The following is a 17,333-nucleotide window of genomic DNA, read 5'->3' as shown; positions in this document are numbered from 1 at the left end:
GCTGGTGAAGCCCGCGGTCATCGCTGACCGCGAAGTCTTAGCGCCATTATTGTCAAGACGTCACGCGACAGGAACATCGCGGCCCTGTGCGGCCCGCTGCATTCAGCGGCACACAGGACCGGGGCAGGCTCTCGTCCGAGCCAGGTTCTAAGCGAGGTTGAAAGGCATCTGCCTGACTGGCTTGCCTGTCAGACGCGAGATGGCATTGGCAAATGCCGGCGCCAAAGGCGGCAGGCCGGGTTCGCCCATGCCTGTCGGTGCATCCGCGCTCGGTACGATGTTGACGTCGAACTCCGGCACATCCGTGATCCTTGCCACCGTGAATTCGCTGAAGTTGCCTTGGTCCACAATACCGTCCTTGAGCGTGATTTCCGCGCCGGCAAGGCATGTCGACAAGCCCATGATCGCCGCGCCCTGAACCTGCGCTTCCACAGTCCGAGGGTTGACGGCCAGATTGCAGTGCACCCCCGCCGTAACCCGATGCAGCTTGGGCTGCCCGTCGACGACGGAGGCTTCCACCACGTAGGCCACCACGGATGAAAAGGATTCGTGCACGGCCACACCCCAGGCCCGGCCTTCTGCCAATGCCCTACTGCCGTAACCGCTCCTGTCTACGGCGAGTTGCAGTGCATCGCGATGACGAGGATGCTCATCGCCAAACATCTTCATGCGATATGCGACCGGATCCTGGTCGGTGGCTCTCGCTATATCGTCAAGCAAGGTCTCCATCACGAAGGCCGTATGGGTGGAGCCAACGCTGCGCCACCACAGAACCGGCACGTTGGTAACAGGATGATGTACTGTCAGGCGCATGGGAAGCGGGTAGGGGCTCCGCATCCCCTCGGTCGTGGCGGCATCGATGCCGTCCTTCACCTGGAACTTCTCGAACACGGTTCCCGTCAGTATGGACTGACCGACGATGGTGTGGTCCCAGGCCAGTACATTGCCCTCTTTGTCGAAACCGATGCGGGCGCGGTGAAGATGCGTTGGACGATAGTAGCCGCCCCTCATATCGTCCTCACGGCTCCAGAGCGTTCGCACCGGTGCGTTCAGCCCCGCCGCCCTTGCGGCTTTGGCTATCTGGCAGGCCTCCATTGCCGTGTCGCTGCTGCTGGAAAAGCGCCGGCCGAAGCCACCACCCGATGTCTGCACGTTCACCACGACCTGTTCCGGCTTGAGGCCGAGCACGTTTGCTGCAACGCCGGCATCGAGCCCTGCACTTTGGCTCCCCATCCAGATCTCGGCACTATCGTCGGAAAGCCGAACCGTGCAGTTCAGCGGTTCCATCGCCGCGTGGGCGAGATACGGAAACACGAACTCGGCTTCCAGACTCAAGGGTGCAGTTTCCAATGGCGCCATGTCGGCATCGAACTGGCGCGGGCCGGGGCGATTGGCGATCTCGCGAAACTGGGCAAGTTGCTTTTCACTATCGACCTTTTCGACAGGCGATGTGTCCCACTCCACCTTAAGGGCGTTGCGGCCCTGAGATGCCTGCCAATATCCGTCGGCCACCACGGCCACGCCCTCTGCACCGCGATCCAGCGGCACCCGCAAAACAGCTTTCACACCCTTTACTGAACGTGCTGCGCTGTCGTCCAGCGATGCTATCCTGGCTCCGAAGACCGGAGGGCGAGCCACCACGGCCGTCAATTGTCCCGGCAACTTGAAGTCGATGCCAAAACTCTGTTGGCCACTGCTCTTGGCTTGTGCGTCCAGACGCTGGGTGGGCTGGCCGATGATGCGGAAATCCTTCGGGTCCTTCAACGCTATTTTCTGAGGCACGGGCAGGGCCATGGCCGCTTCGGAAAGTTCTCCATAACCGAGCTTGCGGCCATCGGGAGCCAGAACCACACCGGCCTGGGTTCGCAGCGCGGAAACATCCACGTTCCAGCGGTCCGCCGCGGCTGCGAGCAGCATGGCGCGGACGCGGGCACCCAACTCGCGATACTGCGTAAAGCTGTTCTTGATGGTGTTCGAACCGCCGGTAAGGTGCATGCCGAAGAGCGGATCAACATAGGCCATGTCATTGGTGCCGAGCTGGTTGCGTACTAAATTCCAGTCCGCGTCGAGTTCTTCGGCAAGGATCATCGGCAATGCCGTTTGGACGCCTTGACCGAACTCCAGCCGGTTGATTGTGACCATAACCTCGCCATTTGGCGCAATTTGAACAAACGCAGAAGGCTGCTCGGTCGGCTTCAGAGCGGTGGGCACCTCACCCGCGTCGGTGGACTGGGCGGCGGCCAGATGGGGGAAAATGCCGACAGCCAAACCGAGGGTCCCCGTCAGCTTTAGAAAGCTGCGGCGTGGCAACGCCTGAACCGCCGTCGAACGACCCCGTTCCAGCATGTGCTGCAGCGCACGCGGTAATTCGCTATAATCCATGTTCGGCAACATATGGTGTCTCCCTCAAACGAGATTGCTGGCAGCATCGGCTATGGCGGCGCGGATACGGACATAGGTTCCACAACGACAAATATTACCTTCCATTGCCGTATCTATCTCCGAGGCGGTCGGCTGCGAACCGGAGGGCAAGGATGCGAGGAACGCCGTGGCGCTCATGATCTGGCCGCTCTGACAATAACCGCACTGCGCTACATCGTGCTTGACCCAAGCTGCGCGCACAGCGGCGCCGACGCGGTCGCTGCCGTCGGTCGCTTTTTCTATGGTGGTGATATTCAGGCCCTCGGCAGCGGAGAGAGGGGTGCTGCAGGAACGGACAGCCTCACCATCCAGATGTATCGTGCACGCGCCGCAAAGCGCGGCGCCGCAGCCGAACTTGGTCCCGGTCATGCCGAGCGTGTCGCGCAGCACCCAAAGGATGGGTGTCTCCGGGTCGGCATCGACCTCGTGCTGATTACCGTTGATATTCAGTGTGATCATGACTGGTCGGTTCTCCGATGTTTCATAATGGATGTGGTCGTTGACTGCGGTCGTTCAGCTAACGGTTAGAACCGTCGATCATCGAGGAGAGCGACGGCGACGGGAGTGCCGCCAGCAACCTCCAGGATGATGAGACGCCATCGACCAAGAGCCTGCTCTCCGCGGCAACGTTAGCTCGTCCGGCGGCGCCAAATTAGTTGGCAAAACCTGCACGACGTTAGAAAGGCGGCTTCTGAATGCGAGGCAAAAGCACGAGCAGACACGTCAACCCAAGACCGGTCAGCGATGATCGGCCGCGTTGGGTGCCCATCGACCGCCGGCTTGCTCAGCCAAGAGGTTCGCCGCTACTCCGACAGGGACTTCAGGTAAGCGATGATGTTTAGCCGATCCTCAGGCTTGGGTACGCCCACGGTCATCGTGGTGGTCGGTACAACTTCGCGAGGCGCTGCTAGAAATCGGTCCAACGTCGCCTCGTCCCATACTAATCCCGACGCCTTCATGGCCGCCGAACAGCGGACGCCTTCCGCAGTGCCGGCCGCGCGCCCGACAACGCCACCGAGCCCCGGCCCAGCCTTTTTCTGATCCGTGGTCGAATGACAGGCGAAACAGCGCTGAAACGCTTTTTGTCCCAAGGCGACATCTCCCTCCGCTTCCGCAGGAGCCGTCGCCGACACAAGGATCAAGGTGGAGATCACAACAGAAGCCAAAATTTTTGTCATGCGTGTTCTTCCCGAATACGGGCTGTCGAAGCCCTGAAAGGACGGTGGAGTAGCGCGCGCCAGCACCGTTGCTGGCAGGCCGCGCTAAAGACCTTAGACCCAAGACACGCCTCATCTTCTCCGGACATGGCATCGCACTGGAGACGGCGGTTGGTTGGAGACGTTACCTCGCCTCAGCATGGAGCATTAGGCGGTACTATCTGCATGATGTTAGAAATGAGGTTCATAAATGCCCGACAGCCAACGATCGTCGACGAAGGTTGTCTGCCTTGCTTTGCACCAGCAGGACTCAACCCTCTTGATGCCTGCCGCACGTGCAATCAGTGAAGCTTAAGCTTCCCTCGGAGAGGTTCTGCAGACATCGGTTGCAGCGCGGAAGTTCACCTATCGTCGGTTTGGTGATTCCCCGCTGATGGAGCAGTTTCTCGCAGATCTCGCACGCGCCGAGGCTCCCAAGACGGTCTCGCTTCAACGGCCTGTATTGCGTTCCTGAATGGCATATGGCACGCCTCATCACGAATAGCGGTTCAGTTCCTTGCGAAAAGCCTGGCTCGGCTTCATTATTTCACCTAAATCGTGGCGTGCATAAATGGCGGGGAATTCCACAACGGCGGCCTGCTCTTGCTATTAAAAACGATGACGCCGTTACAGCGCCGGCAGGAGCAGACGACGATGAAACGCCCGGGCCTGTCGCAACCCGATCCGGCCGCCTTCATCCGTGCAAACCTCCCTATATCACCCGTTCCCTCGATCCCCGAGATTTGTCTTCATACGGCAGGGCCTGCGAGCGGGCTCTGGCGGCTTGCCGGTAGCAGAGAGGCCGATCCGCCGCCTTACTGGGCTTATCCCTGGGCCGGCGGCGCCGTGCTTGCCCGCCATCTGCTCGACCAGCCGGAAACGGTCGCGGGCCGCCGTGTCCTCGACCTCGGCGCCGGCTCAGGGCTCGTCGCTATCGCGGCGGCAAAGGCTGGAGCGCGCGCGGTTACGGCGGTCGACATCGATGCCAATGCCATTGCCGCGATCGGCCTCAACGCGGCGATCAACGGCGTGGATATCGTAGCCCGGGCCGCCGATATGATCGAGGGGCCGCCACCTGAGACAGACCTCCTCGTGGTCGGCGACCTGTTCTATGATCCAGCGCTCGCCTTGCGGGTCATGGCCTTCCTACGGCGTTGCCAGGCGAGCGGCATCGAGGTGCTGATCGGCGATCCCGAGCGCGCCTATCTGCCGCAGGACGAACTCAGGCGAATCGCCACCCATGCGGTTGCGGATTTCGGCGGAGGCAGCGGCGGCGGCGGGGCGGTGCCGGCGGGCGTATTCTCGCTCTTCGGCAACGGCTGAAAGGCTGGGGTTATGCCAAGAGATCGGGCCGCAACAGCATGACAGGGCAAGGCGCTCCGGCCGGCAGTTCCGGCGCATGCGGCGGGCGGATGACGAGGCAGTCGGCGGCAGCGAAGACCTTCATCATCGAGGAATCCTGCTTGCCGAAGGGTTCGGCGAGCCAGTCGCCGGCAGCGGATTTCGAAAGTTTCGCCCTGATATAGTCCTGCCGGTGGTCGTTGGCGCGCAGTGTGACGGCTGCCTCCACCGTTACCTCGCGCTGCACCGGTGGCAGGGAGGCGAGTTTGCGGATCAGCGGCTCCAGGAAGAGCAGCGAACAGACGAGGCTCGAGACCGGATTGCCGGGCAGGCCGAGCACATGCGTCTCGTCAAAGCTGCCGACCATCAGCGGTTTGCCGGGGCGCATGGCGATGCGCCAGAAATCAAGCTGCATGCCAGCCTCGATCAGCGTGGCCTGCACCAGATCATGGTCGCCGACCGAAGCGCCGCCAAGCGTGACGATCACCTCGACCTTGGCGTCCCGCGCCGCGTCGATCGCCGCGCTGATCCTGGCCTTGTCGTCAGGCACGATGCCGAGATCGAGCACATCGGCGCCGGCCTTGCGGGCAAGGGCTGCAATACCAAACGTATTGGATGCGATGATCTGCGAAGGGCCGGGCGTGCTTCCGGGCGGCAGCAGTTCGTCGCCGGTTGCGAGGATGGCGATCAGCGGGCGCCGCAGCACCTCGACATCAGGCCGGTTCATGCCGGCAGCAACCGTCAGCCGCGAGAAATCGAGCACGGTGCCGGCCGACAGCACGGCTTCGCCTTCGGCGAAATCCTGGCCGCGAGGGCGCACGTGCTGGCCCTGTCGCACAGGGAAATTGGTTCTGATGCCGCCCTCGATCTTCTCCGCATCCTCCTGCAGCAGGACGCTATCAGCGCCTGGCGGAACAGGCGCGCCGGTGAAGATACGCACGGCCTCTCCCTGGCTGACGCTTCCCTCGAAGCCGTGGCCGGCGGAAGACATGCCGATGACCTTCAGCACGGCGCCCGGCTCCGGCGCGTCTTCGCGGCGTAGCGCATAGCCATCCATGGCGGAGGCATTGAAGGGCGGTTGGGTCAGGCCGGCCGTCAGATCGACGGCCAGGACGCGGCCCTCAGCCTCGGCAAGCGGCAGCGTCTCGGATGCCGCGACGGGCTTTGCGCGAGAGAGCAAGCGGTTCAGGGCCTCGGCGACCGGGAGAAGGTTCATCTTGCCTCCGGATGACGGAAATCGCCGGATTTTCCGCCGGACTTTTCAAGAAGTCTGATGCCGCCGATCTCCATTGCCTTGTCGGCCGCCTTGGCCATGTCGTAGATCGTCAGACAAGCGACCGAGACGGCGGTCAACGCCTCCATCTCCACACCGGTCTTGCCGGTCAGCTTGGCGGTTGCCGTAACGCGCAGGCCGGGCAGGGCGGCATCTTCCGCGATCTCGACCGTGACCTTCGTCAGCATCAGCGGATGGCAGAGCGGGATGAGATCGGCGGTGCGTTTTGCCGCCATGATGCCGGCAAGGCGCGCCGTGCCGATCACATCGCCCTTCTTGGCATTGCCTTGCCGTATGAGAGCAAGCGTTTCCGGCGCCATCTTCACATGGCCCTCGGCAGTGGCGATGCGCACCGTCTCGGCCTTGTCGGAGACATCGACCATATGCGCCTCGCCGGAGGCATCGATATGAGTGAGGCCTGGCTTTTGGCCGCTCATATCATTCGGCCGCGATGGCGGCTTCGCCAAAGAGCAGCGCGCGGGTGGCGGCGGAGACGTCCTCCTTGCGCATCAGGCTCTCGCCGACAAGGAAAGTATTGATGTCGACGGCCTGCAGGCGCTTGCAATCGGCATGGGTAAAGATGCCGCTTTCGCCGACCAGGAGCCGGTCTGACGGCACCATGGAGGCAAGCGCCTCGCTGACGCTAAGGCTGACCTCGAAGGTACGCAGATTGCGGTTGTTGATGCCGACGAGCGGCGAGGAGAGTTTCAGCGCCCGCTCCATCTCCTCGGCGTCGTGGACCTCGACCAGCACGTCCATGCCAAGCCCGAAAGCCTCGTCCTGCAGACGTTCGGCTTCATCGTCGGACAGCGAGGCCATGATCAGCAGGATGCAGTCGGCGCCCCAGGCGCGGGCCTCGTGTACCTGATAGGTCTCGAACATGAAATCCTTGCGCAGCGCCGGCAGTGTGCAGGCAGCGCGGGCGGCTGTCAGAAATTCCGGCGCGCCCTGAAAGCTCGGCGTGTCGGTCAGCACCGAAAGGCAGGCGGCACCGCCGGCCTCATAGGCGCTCGCCAGCGACGGCGGATCGAAATCCGGGCGAATGAGACCCTTCGAGGGGCTTGCCTTCTTGATCTCGGCGATCAGGCCGAAGCGGCCGGCATCACGCTTGGCAATGAGCGCCTTGTGGAAGCCGCGCGGCACGGATTGGCCGGCCTGCATCGCCTTCAGATCGGCAAGCGACACCTTCGCCTTGGCGGCGGCGATCTCCTCGCGCTTGTAGAGTTCGATCTTCTTCAGGATATCGGTCATCGGGCAATCCTAGTCGATATCGTTGGAAACGGCGATGAGTTTGTCGAGGGCGAGTGCGGTCGCACCGCTATCCAGCGACTGCGTGGCCAGCGTCATACCGTCGCGGATCGTCTCGACCTTGCCGGCGATGACGAGCGAGGCGGCAGCATTGGCGAGCGAGACGTCGCGATAGGCATTCTTGGCGCCGCCGAGCACCTCGCGAAGCGCTGCAGCGTTGGCGATACCGTCACCGCCCTTGATGTCGGCGAGCACGCAAGGGCTGACGCCGAAATCGGCGGGCGAAAGCTCGAAGGTGCGGATCTTGCCGTCTTCGAGTGCTGCGACTTTTGTGATGCCGGTGGTGGTGATCTCGTCGAGGCCGTCGCCGTGGACCACCCAGACGCATTCGGAGCCAAGATCGCGCATGACTTCGGCAAGCGGCACCAGCCATTGCGGCGAGAAGACGCCGAGCAGCTGGCGGCGGACGCCGGCCGGATTGGAGAGCGGCCCAAGCAGGTTGAAGATCGTGCGCGTGCCGAGCTCGACCCTTGAGGGGCCGACATGGCGCATGGCGGAGTGATGCAGCTGCGCGAACATGAAGCCGACGCCGGCTTGGGCGATGCAGCGGGAGATGATCTCGGGACCGACGTCGAGCTTGACGCCGAGTGCGGCCAGGTTGTCGGCTGCGCCCGATTTCGAACTCAGCGCCCGGTTGCCATGCTTGGCGACGGGCACACCGGCGCCGGCGACGATCAGCGCCGCCAGCGTCGAGATGTTGTAGGTGCCGCTGGCATCGCCGCCGGTTCCGACGATGTCGATCGCATCGGCCGGTGCTTCGACGGTCAGCATCTTCGAGCGCATCGCGGTGACGGCGCCGACGATCTCATCGACGGTTTCGCCGCGCACGCGCAACGCCATCAGGAAGCCGCCGATCTGCGAGGGGGTCGCCTGGCCCGACATCAGGATGTCGAAGGCGGCGCGGGCCTCGTCACGCGTCAGCGGCTCGCGGCTTGCGGCCTTGGCCAGGAACGGCTTCAGATCGGTCATAAAGCCTCCTAGCGGACCGTCGCCTGTTCAGCGAGCGTCTGGTTGATCTGAGCGCCATACTGCGTCTGCAGCAGGTTGACCATCTGATCGAGAATATCGTCGCCGGCGGCATTGGCCATGGCGGTGATCTGGGCATCGCGATTGTTCAGCACGTCGCCGGTCGGCTGGGTGTTGACCTCGGTGACCTTCAGCAGGATCTGCGTCGAGGGATCGGCGCCGACAGCACTCGCGACCGTATCGACCGGGCCGGAGAAGGCGGCGGTGACGCCGGCGCGGCCGAGGACTGCATCATCGGTGGAGCGGGTGACACCGCTCTTGCTTTCGACGGCAATGCCGAGCGGCGTTGCGATATCGGCCAGGGTCGTGCCTTTCTTCGCCTCGGCCTTCAATGCGTCGGCCTTCTTGGCGAGCTCGGCCTTCTGCTGCTCCGCCGTCCAGTCCTCGACGGCCTTTTCGCGCACTTCGGCAACCGGGCGGTCGCGGTCCGGCGTGATTTCGCGGACGTTGAACCAGACATAGCCGTCATTGCCGATCGGGAGCGGCGGCGCATCGACGCCGACTTCGGTCTTGAAGGCTTCGCCGAGCAGCTGCTGCTTGGCTGGGATATCCTTGACCTCGTTGCCGTCCTTGTCGGCGCCGGTCATATCGACGGCATCGACGGTCACGGCCTTGAGATTCAGTTGGCCGGCAATATCCTCGAGCGTCGAACCGCCAGCGCGCAGGTCCTCGATGCGATCGTGAACGTTGATCACTTCCTGGGAGGCGTTGGAAAGCGCCAGCTGCTTGCGGATATCCTCCTTCACCTCGTCGAAATTCTTCGCCGTTTCCGACTTGATGTTGGTGACGCGCAGGATGACGGGGCCGAAGGAGCCATCGACGACAGGCGTCGTGCCGCCATCGCGCGAAACCGCGAAGGCCGCATCGGCAACGGCCTGGTCGGGAACCTTGTCCTTGGTGAACTCACCGAGCAGCACGTCGCTTGCCGTCTTGCCCTGGTCGGAAACCAACTGATCAAAGCTGGTGCCGCTCTTCAGCGCCGTTTCGGCAGCGGCGGCGAGATCCTTGCTGGCGAAGGTCAGCTGTTCGATGGTGCGGCTTTCCGGCGTGCGATAGGTATCCTTGCTCTTGTCGAAGGCTTCGTGGATCTGGTCGTCGGTGACGGTCGCGGCATCGGCAATATCGCCAGGCTGCAGCTTGAGATAGACGAGCTTGCGGTATTCGGGCGCCCGGTAGCGCTGCTTGACACCTTCGAACCACGTCGCCAGCACGTCGTCGGCAGGTGCCTTGATCGGCTCGATATTGGCATTGGTGAGCAGCAGGTATTCGACGCTGCGGCTTTCTTCGCCATAGAGCTTCAGGGCGTCGACCAGCGTCTTCGGCGCAGTGAAGCCGTTGGAGATGGCATCGACCACCTGGCTGCGCACAGCGACCTTGCTGCGCTCCTTGATGTAATCGTCCTGGCGGATGCCGGCATTTTGCAGGCGCGAAATGAAGAGCTCGCGGTCGAACCGGCCGTTTACGGCCTTGAACGCCGGATCGTCAGCGATCAGCTGGGCGAGGCGATCTTCGGAAAGGCCGAGGTTCATGTCTTCGGCGAGCTGGTCGAGCGAGGCTCCGGCAACGAGCTGGGCGAGCACCTGCTGTTCGACGCCGAAGGCGCGGGCCTGCTCGGGGGTGAGGCGCGTGCCGAACTGCTGGCTGAGGCTTGCCACCTGGCGCTGATAAGCGAGGTGGAATTCGTTGACGTCCACATGCTGATCGCCGACGGTCACGACCGTGGTGCTGTTGCCGCCTGACAGCAGCTCATGCGACACGCCCCAGACGCCGAAGGACAAGACGAGCAGAATCAGGAGCAGCTTGGCAACCCAGGTCTGAGCAGCTCTTCTGAGGATATGGAACATGGAAACGCAAACCTCGCAGTATCATTGACCCGCGCGCGGGCGGACATTCGACGTTCCTTAAAACAAACCCGACAGGAAATGAAGGGTTTGTCGCGCGAAAAGCTGCACATGGCGGCGGCTTCACCGAAGCGGCTTTGCGGCGAACAAAAGATCGGCTGCGGCGGAACCTTTCGGGCCGCCATTTCGTTGAAGCGGCATCCCATGAAACAGGAGCAGACCATGGCAGAATTGAAAACCGCTTCCGCCGAATCCACCGCTGCGCGCGTCAAGGCTGATATTGCAGCAGACGATCTGTCGGCGCAGGTCGCAGCCCTTCGCAACGATCTCTCCCGGCTGACGGAAAGCGTGGTCGCGCTGGGGCAGGGGGCGAAGTCGGCGGTGACCGACGAGGCTTCAGTGATGACGGAAAGACTGCGCGACAAGGTGCGCGAAGAACCGCTGGTGGCACTCGCCGTGACGGCAGGCATTGCCTACGTGTTCGGCCTGCTCAGCCGCCGCTAAACGGAATTCAGGGTAAGGAAAAGCCGGACGTGATGAGCGCCCGGCTTGTAGTATTTCCGGTGACCGGCAAAGCGACCGAGGCCAGGCCAGTTGCCGCGACAGATGTCAGCGGCGGATGACGCGCCCAATCGCGATCAAGATGCAGGCACCGACAAAGCCGGTGATCAGATAGCCCAGCCAACCGGCGAGCGGCTGGATGTGCAACAGACCCAGTATCCAGTTGGCGACAATAGCGCCGATGATGCCGAGCAGTATGTTCATGAGCAGGCTCATGCTGCTGCGCATGGCCTTTTCCGCCAGCCATCCGGCGACACCGCCTATAATGATGGCTGCAATCCAACCCACGCCTGCGCTTTCCATGGTTATCTCCCTCTTGGCAAAACGAGTCACAGAATGCACGAAACGAAACGAAGTTCCACTCCTAGTTACTGAGATTGCTTTGTGGGTTCAGCAAGTTATGTGACTCACAGCTGCAGCAGGGTGACCGGAGAGTGCAGCGCGTGGGCGACTATCTGGAACAGCAGGCCGGCAATGGCGAGCAATGCGAAGCCAATAGGCATAATCAGGCTTTTGCTAAACATCGTCCCTCTCCCCTTTGCGTAAAGCATAAGCGGAAGCGGGCGGAGCGCAACAATATTGTTAACGAATAGTTAAGCCCGGCAATTAATTAAAATTAAATACATTGAGGAACAGAAAATACTTGCGGATGTTGAAATTTTTGTTTTGCACTTTTCCCGTGTTGTTGACGGATCATCTGCGATCTAGACGCTTCAGACCTTCCAGTTTCCACCATGCTCGAGGCGGAAACTGGTGCTGCTATCTCTCGGGATCGCAAACAATGAGGCCGCGTAACGCGGTCAGCACCGGTTCCAGTGATCGCGCGCCTTAGGGCCAATCCATTTGCCGCGGGGCAATCAGGTCCGGTGGACGATCAGCATGAAGACGAGGAAGGACGCTGTTGCGACCGTCGCGGCGAAGGCAATCTGGTAATCCATGTCGTTAACCCCAATTGGATGGCTCCCGTAAACGCCTGTGGCGTCACCGAGTTCCATGTCGCGAGTTCGCGCTCATCGCCTGCGGATTGATTTTGGCGAAGAATGCGTCATCTTCCCTTGATGCCATTCAATCCGGGGAAACACTTGATGCCAAAAGCTGCAATCGCCATCGCCTGCATCTGCCTGCTGACACTTTCCGGCTGCGGCAATACCGCATACGGGCTGAAGAAGGATGGCCAGGAAACGAGCCACGCCATGGACAATGCGACACATCGGGTGCTTTCGGCCGGCGCCAAGAAGTGATGCAGGCGATGGAAAAAAAGCCCGCCTGGGGTGAGGCGGGCTTAGGATTAACAGGGAGAATGGACGGATAGACTCCGCCTCAACTAATAAAGCATTTTCTTAAGCGCATGACTTTACGTCATTCGACGTAACGGCGACCGGTAACGACCGATGCGGCCATGATTCGGAATCGAATCAGAGATATCCGGATCGAATCAGAAGTTGCCCCAATTCTGAGCGCGGGCACGAGCGCGAATAATCCGGTATTCGCGACCGCCATAGAGTGAGCCGATTGTCAGCAGAAGCGTCAGAACGTCCCAGATGATATGCATGTTATCCTCTTAGGTTGGACGGCCCTGCCGTCGATCGGTGAAGATACAATAGCAATCTTTCGAACGTGCTTATATGACAAGAAATCGGGATGAGCGGGAAAGCCGGCAGGGCGCTTCCGCAGAGGAGAGGCGGCGTTGCCGCCTTGGAGCAGCAAAGTGAACAGATTCGACGGCGGCTTATGACGATTTTCTCCGTCCGCCACATCACATCCTATCGTTACGTCAGGGACGTCGATTTCGGCGAGCATCGCTTGATGTTCCGGCCGCGCGACAGTTTCGACCAGCGGCTGATCGAAGCGTCGTTGACGATCTATCCTGAGGAAAGTCATGTGCGCTGGATCCACGATGTTTTCGGCAATTGCGTGGCGCTCGTCGATTTTTCGAGGCCGGCGTCCGAACTTCGTTTCGAAACCTGGATCACGCTCGATCATACGCCCCAGGTCGCCCTGGATCTCAAGGTCGACGAGGCAGCCCTGACCTATCCATTCTCCTACGACAAGGACGAGATCGCCGATCTGACCCCGGCGATGCAGCGCCATTATCCCGACCCGAACGACGAGGTCGGACGCTGGGCGCGCCAGTTCGTGCGCCAGGGGCGTCCGACGGAGACCGGGCATCTGCTGATGACACTCTGTTATGCCATCCGCGAAAGCTTCGTCTATGCGCGGCGCCATGAACATGGAACGCAGACGCCGGTGCAGACCCTGCAGCTTCGCTCCGGCACCTGCCGGGATTTTGCGCTTCTGATGATGGAGGCGGCACGCATTCTCGGCCTCGCGGCGCGGTTCGTCACGGGCTATGTATATGTTCCCGACCGGGATGGCTCCACCGTGCTCGGCGGCGGTTCCACGCATGCGTGGTGCCAGATCTATCTTCCAGGCGCCGGCTGGACGGAGTTCGATCCGACCAACGGCATCGTCGGCAACCGCGATCTCATTCGTGTCGCGGTTGCCCGCGATCCGCGCCAGGCAGTCCCGTTGAGCGGCAGCTACGATGGGGATGGGAAGGATTTCGACAGCATGACGGTGCAGGTCAACGTCACCACGAGGTAATCTTGGATTACTCCGAGCTGGCCACGCAGTGACAGTCCCGCGGCCACGGAACCGGGTAGCGCGATCAACGTTCCATACTCACCTCCACCGATGCGGAGACGCGACAAGGAAGCGACAATGAAAATACGCGCCGGGTTTCATCTGGGATACGAATGCACGCAACCGACGCCGATGCTGCTCGTCCTCAACATCCATCCCTCCCGTCGCGCCGATCTCCTCAGCGATCAGATCCTGACATTCGACCAGCCTATCGAGGCCTGGGGCTATACTGATGTGTTCGGCAATGCCTGCAGTCGGATCGTCGCCCCGCCGGGCCTGACGACGATCTCAACGGAATTCGAGATCTACGACAGCGGCCAGCCCGACATCGTTCCCGACGATGCCGTCCAGCACGCGATCAATGACCTGCCGGACGATGTGCTGGTCTTCCTGCTTGGCAGCCGCTATTGCGACACCGACAGGCTTGCGGATTTTGCCTGGGCGACATTCTCGTCGACGCCGCTCGGCTGGGCGCGCGTCCAGGCAATCTGCGATTTCGTCCATGACCACATCACCTTCGATTACCTGAAGGCCGACGTGCTCAGGACCGCGCATGGCGGCTTCACCGACAAGGCGGGCGTCTGCCGCGACTTTGCCCATCTCGCCATCGCGCTTTGCCGATGCATGAATATCCCGGCACGATATTGCACCGGCTATCTCGGCGATATCGGCGTTCCGATCGATCCCAATCCGATGGATTTCAGCGCCTGGTTCGAGGTCTTTCTCGGCGGCCACTGGCATACGGTCGACGCCCGCCACAACACGCCGCGCATCGGCCGGATCCTGATGGGGACCGGCCGCGACGCCACCGACGTCGCGATGTCGACGGCCTTCGGCCCGGCAACGCTCTCCCGTTTCGAGGTGATCACCGAGGAAGTGCCGCAGGAGGCGGTGAAAGCCGATTGATCGCAGAGTCGCGGGCGAGGGAAACTTTATGCCTTCTTCAAAAACTCGGTTTTCAGCACGAGGCCTTTGACCTGCTTGGTGCTGCACTCGATCTCGCCTGGATTGTCGGTCAGGCGAATGCCCTTGACCAGCGTTCCACGCTTCAGCGTCTCCGAGGTTCCCTTGACCTTGAGGTCCTTGATCAGCGTCACGGAATCGCCGTCGTGAAGCTGGCTTCCGTTACTGTCCTTTACAATGATGTCGGTCATAATGTCCCCGCTTGGTGATCCCGGACGGGAAATCATGGCGACGCGGGATAGTCAACCACACGCAAGGATCAATCGGCCCGACCTCAGATCCTACGCGGCCCTTCAATCAGCTCGCAGGCGTCCCGAACGCAGCCGCGCAGCCAGCGATGCGCGGGATCGGCATCCATCCTGGGGTGCCAGAGCAATGACACCGTGATCTCGGGCGTCGAGACGGGGAGGGGGAAACTATGCATTCCCGATCGTAAGGCTCCCGTGTGCCGTTCGGGCACGCTGGCGATCAGATCGGAGGTTCGGGCGAGCGCCAGTGCGGTGGAAAAGCCGCTGACGATGGTGGCGATCTGCCGCTCCAGCCCGAGCGCGGTCAAGGCTTCATCGATCGGTCCCTTGTCGAGCCCGCGCCGCGAGACGTAGATGTGCTGGCCGGCGGCATAAAGGGAGGGTGTCATCTCGCGCTCGCAAAACGGATGCCCCAAGCGCACGACGCCGATGAAACGATCGCGGAACAGAGCCTGCGCCCGCACCTCCGGTCCGGTCGTCTTGCCGACAACGCCGGTTTCAAGATCAACGGTCCCGTCGCGAAGCGGGGCGCTTTCCTTGTCCGGTTTCTGCACGAAGCGCAGCCGGACGCCGGGCGCTTGCCGGCCGAGGCGGGCAATGAGATCAGGCCCGAAGCTCTCGGCAAAGCCTTCGCTGGTGCGCAACGTGAACGTCCGGACCAGCTGTTCAAGATCAAGCGCCTCGGCAGGACGCAGGACCGCCTGCGCATCCTCGACAATCCGGCTGACCCGCTCGCGCAGTTCCAGCGCGCGGGGCGTGGGGACAAGGCCGCGGCCGGCCCGCACCAACAGCGGATCGCCCGTCGTCTCGCGCAATCGCGCTAGGGCCCGGCTCATCGCCGACGGGCTGAGCCGCAGCCTTTGCGCCGCACGCGCAACGCTGCCCTCGGCAAGCAGCACATTAAGGGTGACTAACAAGTTGAGATCAGGTGTCGACATGCATCAGCTATAACACGGCTTCATCGTGATGTGGCGTCAAACGCATGAATGAAGTGCAAATCATGCGCCTTCCGCCATATCAAGCCGAGGACTAGGTTTCACCAGTTCCATCGGGGAGCTAAGAGAAAACGGAGTTCACGGGTGAAATCGATCATTGCAGCGCGAGGCGAGACAGTCGCCGAACAGGCACCATCCATACGATGGGCGCTCGCCAGTCTTTCCCTCTCGATGTTGCTGCCGTCACTCGGCACCAGCATCGCCAATGTCGGCCTGCCGAGCCTGGCGCAGGCGTTCGATGCCGCCTTCCAGGATGTGCAGTGGATCGTTCTCGCCTATCTCCTTGCCATCACCACCCTGATTGTCAGCATCGGACGGCTCGGCGACATTACCGGCCGACGCCGGCTGCTGCTCATCGGCATCCTGCTCTTCACGCTGGCCTCGATCCTCTGCGGCCTCGCGCCTACGTTATGGCTGATGATTGCCGCGCGCGCTGTGCAGGGCCTGGGTGCGGCCATCATGATGGCGCTCACCATGGCCTTTGTCGGCGAAACGGTGCCGAAGGAAAAGACCGGGAGCGTCATGGGGCTGCTCGGAACGATGTCGGCGATCGGTACCGCTCTTGGGCCCTCGCTCGGCGGCATCCTGATCGCCGGGCTCGGCTGGCCGGCAATCTTTCTCGTCAACGTGCCGCTCGGCATTCTGACCTTCGCTCTCGCCTATCGCTATCTGCCAGCCGATATCAGCAAGGGGAAGACGGATCGGAGGGGCTTCGACATAGCGGGCACGCTGCTGCTTGCGCTGACGCTTTCGGCCTATGCGCTGGCAATGACGATCGGGCACGGCCGCTTTGGCCTATTGAACATCGCTCTGCTCTCGGCCGCCGTCTTCGGCACCGGTTTGTTCGTCTTCGCCGAGGCGAGAGCGGCATTGCCGCTGATTCAGTTGACGGTGTTCCGCAATCGCGTGCTCACCGCCAGCCTGGCGATGAACGCGCTGGTTTCGACTGTGATGATGGCGACGCTGGTAGTCGCGCCGTTCTACCTCTCCCATGCGCTCGGGCTCAACCAAGCTCTCGTCGGCATCGTCATGTCGATCGGCCCCGTCATCTCCACCTTGAGCGGTGTCCCGGCCGGCCGGCTGGTGGACCGTCTGGACGCGCCATTCGTGGTTGTCGCAGGGCTCCTCGCCATGGCGGCAGGCTCCGTCGCCATGGCCGTGCTTCCCGGGATATCAGGCTACATCGCCGCCATCGCCATGCTGACGCCCGGCTATCAGCTATTCCAAGCGGCCAACAACACCGCCGTCATGGCGGATGTCCGCCCGGACCAGCGGGGCGTCATCTCAGGCATGCTCAACCTGTCGCGCAATCTCGGGCTGATTACCGGCGCATCCGTGATGGGCGCCGTCTTCGCGCTCTCTTCGGGAACACCCGATATCACAGCGGCGCATCCCGAGGCCGTTGCCACAGGCATGCGGATCACCTTCACCGTTGCGGCAGCACTGGTTATCGTCGCGCTCGCTATTGCGGTCAGGACTTACCGCCGCCCCCGAGCGCTCGGGGAGAGTTGAGCCCG

The 17,333-nt window shown here is 62.0% G+C and carries 18 protein-coding genes; 6 read left to right on the top strand and 12 right to left on the bottom strand.

Annotated elements, in window-relative coordinates:
* Positions 1–147: 147 nt before the first annotated feature.
* The 3 genes from B5P46_RS33020 to B5P46_RS33010 all read right to left on the bottom strand — a co-directional run bounded on the left by B5P46_RS33020 (position 148) and on the right by B5P46_RS33010 (position 3,599).
* On the bottom strand, positions 148–2,394 hold the full coding sequence (locus tag B5P46_RS33020; protein ID WP_129422389.1) for a xanthine dehydrogenase family protein molybdopterin-binding subunit: 2,247 nt from the start codon (positions 2,392–2,394) through the stop codon (positions 148–150).
* A 12-nt stretch (positions 2,395–2,406) separates the two neighbouring features.
* On the bottom strand, positions 2,407–2,880 hold the full coding sequence (locus B5P46_RS33015; RefSeq protein ID WP_129422388.1) for a (2Fe-2S)-binding protein: 474 nt from the start codon (positions 2,878–2,880) through the stop codon (positions 2,407–2,409).
* A gap of 344 nt (positions 2,881–3,224) precedes the next feature.
* On the bottom strand, positions 3,225–3,599 hold the full coding sequence (locus B5P46_RS33010; protein WP_129422387.1) for a c-type cytochrome: 375 nt from the start codon (positions 3,597–3,599) through the stop codon (positions 3,225–3,227).
* A 672-nt stretch (positions 3,600–4,271) separates the two neighbouring features.
* Between B5P46_RS33010 and B5P46_RS33005 the strand changes: the two genes are divergently transcribed.
* Positions 4,272–4,940, top strand: coding sequence for a class I SAM-dependent methyltransferase (locus tag B5P46_RS33005; RefSeq protein WP_129422386.1), 669 nt, complete (start codon positions 4,272–4,274; stop codon positions 4,938–4,940).
* Positions 4,941–4,950: 10 nt separating this feature from the next.
* Here B5P46_RS33005 and B5P46_RS33000 read toward each other — a convergent pair whose 3' ends face one another.
* From B5P46_RS33000 to B5P46_RS32980, 5 genes are read right to left on the bottom strand one after another with little or no spacing between them, the layout of a single operon-like run.
* Positions 4,951–6,174: a molybdopterin molybdotransferase MoeA gene (locus tag B5P46_RS33000; protein WP_129422385.1), complete on the bottom strand. Its 1,224-nt coding sequence runs from the start codon at positions 6,172–6,174 to the stop codon at positions 4,951–4,953.
* Entirely contained in the window at positions 6,171–6,668 is a 498-nt protein-coding gene (gene moaC, locus B5P46_RS32995) for a cyclic pyranopterin monophosphate synthase MoaC (protein ID WP_129422384.1), read from the bottom strand. Before moaC ends, B5P46_RS33000 begins: the two co-directional genes overlap by 4 nt.
* Position 6,669: 1 nt before the next feature.
* Complete coding sequence (gene trpC, locus B5P46_RS32990) at positions 6,670–7,482, bottom strand: indole-3-glycerol phosphate synthase TrpC (protein ID WP_129422383.1); 813 nt, start codon at positions 7,480–7,482, stop codon at positions 6,670–6,672.
* Between the two features lie 9 nt (positions 7,483–7,491).
* Positions 7,492–8,508 (bottom strand): anthranilate phosphoribosyltransferase, encoded by a 1,017-nt coding sequence (gene trpD / locus B5P46_RS32985; RefSeq protein WP_129422382.1) that lies wholly within the window; start codon positions 8,506–8,508, stop codon positions 7,492–7,494.
* 8 nt (positions 8,509–8,516) lie between these two features.
* The gene (locus tag B5P46_RS32980; protein ID WP_129422381.1) at positions 8,517–10,409 is read right to left on the bottom strand and encodes a peptidylprolyl isomerase; all 1,893 of its coding nucleotides are present in this window, start codon (positions 10,407–10,409) and stop codon (positions 8,517–8,519) included.
* A gap of 219 nt (positions 10,410–10,628) precedes the next feature.
* On the opposite strand from B5P46_RS32980, the gene B5P46_RS32975 reads away from it, so the two are divergent.
* A complete protein-coding gene (locus B5P46_RS32975; RefSeq protein ID WP_003539806.1) occupies positions 10,629–10,910 on the top strand; it encodes a hypothetical protein in 282 nt (93 codons plus the stop codon).
* A 105-nt stretch (positions 10,911–11,015) separates the two neighbouring features.
* Here B5P46_RS32975 and B5P46_RS32970 read toward each other — a convergent pair whose 3' ends face one another.
* Both B5P46_RS32970 and B5P46_RS34680 read right to left on the bottom strand, forming a co-directional pair.
* Positions 11,016–11,270 carry a GlsB/YeaQ/YmgE family stress response membrane protein gene (locus B5P46_RS32970; protein WP_003539804.1) on the bottom strand — a complete coding sequence of 85 codons (255 nt, stop codon included), beginning with the start codon at positions 11,268–11,270 and terminating at the stop codon, positions 11,016–11,018.
* 554 nt (positions 11,271–11,824) lie between these two features.
* The gene (locus tag B5P46_RS34680; RefSeq protein WP_164986597.1) at positions 11,825–11,962 is read right to left on the bottom strand and encodes a hypothetical protein; all 138 of its coding nucleotides are present in this window, start codon (positions 11,960–11,962) and stop codon (positions 11,825–11,827) included.
* Positions 11,963–12,052: 90 nt separating this feature from the next.
* On the opposite strand from B5P46_RS34680, the gene B5P46_RS32965 reads away from it, so the two are divergent.
* The 3 genes from B5P46_RS32965 (at position 12,053) to B5P46_RS32955 (ending at position 14,516) form a co-directional block, all read left to right on the top strand.
* Complete coding sequence (locus tag B5P46_RS32965) at positions 12,053–12,208, top strand: entericidin (RefSeq protein ID WP_129422380.1); 156 nt, start codon at positions 12,053–12,055, stop codon at positions 12,206–12,208.
* Between the two features lie 490 nt (positions 12,209–12,698).
* The gene (locus B5P46_RS32960; protein WP_065282449.1) at positions 12,699–13,571 is read left to right on the top strand and encodes a transglutaminase family protein; all 873 of its coding nucleotides are present in this window, start codon (positions 12,699–12,701) and stop codon (positions 13,569–13,571) included.
* Between the two features lie 117 nt (positions 13,572–13,688).
* Positions 13,689–14,516 carry a transglutaminase-like domain-containing protein gene (locus tag B5P46_RS32955; RefSeq protein WP_129422379.1) on the top strand — a complete coding sequence of 276 codons (828 nt, stop codon included), beginning with the start codon at positions 13,689–13,691 and terminating at the stop codon, positions 14,514–14,516.
* A 26-nt stretch (positions 14,517–14,542) separates the two neighbouring features.
* On the opposite strand, the gene B5P46_RS32950 is transcribed toward B5P46_RS32955, so the two are convergent.
* The gene (locus tag B5P46_RS32950; RefSeq protein WP_020050017.1) at positions 14,543–14,764 is read right to left on the bottom strand and encodes an alkylphosphonate utilization protein; all 222 of its coding nucleotides are present in this window, start codon (positions 14,762–14,764) and stop codon (positions 14,543–14,545) included.
* An 83-nt stretch (positions 14,765–14,847) separates the two neighbouring features.
* Positions 14,848–15,759, bottom strand: a complete 912-nt coding sequence (locus tag B5P46_RS32945; RefSeq protein ID WP_129422378.1) for a LysR family transcriptional regulator — start codon at positions 15,757–15,759, stop codon at positions 14,848–14,850.
* A 141-nt stretch (positions 15,760–15,900) separates the two neighbouring features.
* On the opposite strand from B5P46_RS32945, the gene B5P46_RS32940 reads away from it, so the two are divergent.
* The gene (locus B5P46_RS32940) at positions 15,901–17,328 is read left to right on the top strand and encodes an MFS transporter (RefSeq protein WP_129422377.1); all 1,428 of its coding nucleotides are present in this window, start codon (positions 15,901–15,903) and stop codon (positions 17,326–17,328) included.
* The last annotated feature ends 5 nt before the right edge of the window (positions 17,329–17,333 follow it).

Origin of the sequence: Rhizobium leguminosarum, from assembly GCF_004123835.1 — a bacterium.
GTDB lineage: Bacteria > Pseudomonadota > Alphaproteobacteria > Rhizobiales > Rhizobiaceae > Rhizobium > Rhizobium leguminosarum_M.
The sequence above is the reverse complement of the archived record's forward strand: the minus strand, read 5'-3'. Positions and strand labels throughout refer to the sequence as shown.